This window comes from Methylobacterium dankookense (genome assembly GCF_902141855.1).
GTDB classification, from domain to species: domain Bacteria; phylum Pseudomonadota; class Alphaproteobacteria; order Rhizobiales; family Beijerinckiaceae; genus Methylobacterium; species Methylobacterium dankookense.
In genome coordinates this window covers 1-747 of sequence record NZ_CABFVH010000131.1, presented here as the reverse complement: position 1 = coordinate 747, position 747 = coordinate 1, and the positions used below count along the sequence as shown (strand labels likewise).

Here is a 747-nt window from a genome sequence, read left to right as displayed (position 1 = left end):
TTCTCGACGAAGGCCTTCTCGATGACGAAGTGTCCGGCCTCGCCGTGGTTGCCCTCCTCGTAGGCACCATCGGTCAGGAGCTGGCGGGTGTCGCGGATCATCTCCGGCGAGCCGCACAGCATGAAGCGGTCGGCCTCGCGGCTCATCATCGGCAGGCCGATATCGGCAAACAGCTTGCCCGAGACCATCAGGTCGGTGATCCGCCCGCTGTTGCGGAACGGCTCGCGCGTCACGGTCGGGTAGTAGATCAGCTGGCGCGAGATCATCTCGCCCAGGAACTCGTGCTTGGGGAGCGTCTCGGTGATGGTCTCGCCGTAGGCGAGCTCCTCCACCCGCCGGCAGCCATGGACCAGCACCACCCTCTCGAAGCGGTCGTAGGTCTCGGGATCCTTGATGATCGACAGGAAGGGGGCGAGCCCCGTGCCGGTGCCGAGGAGATAGAGGTGGCGGCCGGGCAGCAGGTTGTCGAGCACCAGGGTGCCGGTGGGCTTCTTGCCGACGATGATGGGATCGCCGACCCTGAGGTGCTGGAGCTTGCTGGTCAGCGGACCGTTGGCGACCTTGATGGAGAAGAACTCCAGCTCCTCCTCGTAGTTGGCCGAGACCACCGAATAGGCGCGCAGCAGCGGCCGGCCCTCGACCTCGAGGCCGATCATGGTGAACTCGCCGTTGCGGAAGCGGAAGCCCGGGTCGCGCGTGGTGCGGAAGGAGAAGAGCGTGTCCGTCCAGTGGTGCACCGACAGCACC

At 66.0% G+C, this 747-nt stretch carries 1 protein-coding gene; it reads right to left on the bottom strand.

Translation table 11 applies throughout. The features are described from left to right. Positions 1–746: ferredoxin--NADP reductase (locus MTDSW087_RS29880; protein WP_144769423.1), on the bottom strand; the 746-nt coding region annotated here is incomplete at its 3' end. Position 747 lies beyond the last annotated feature (1 nt).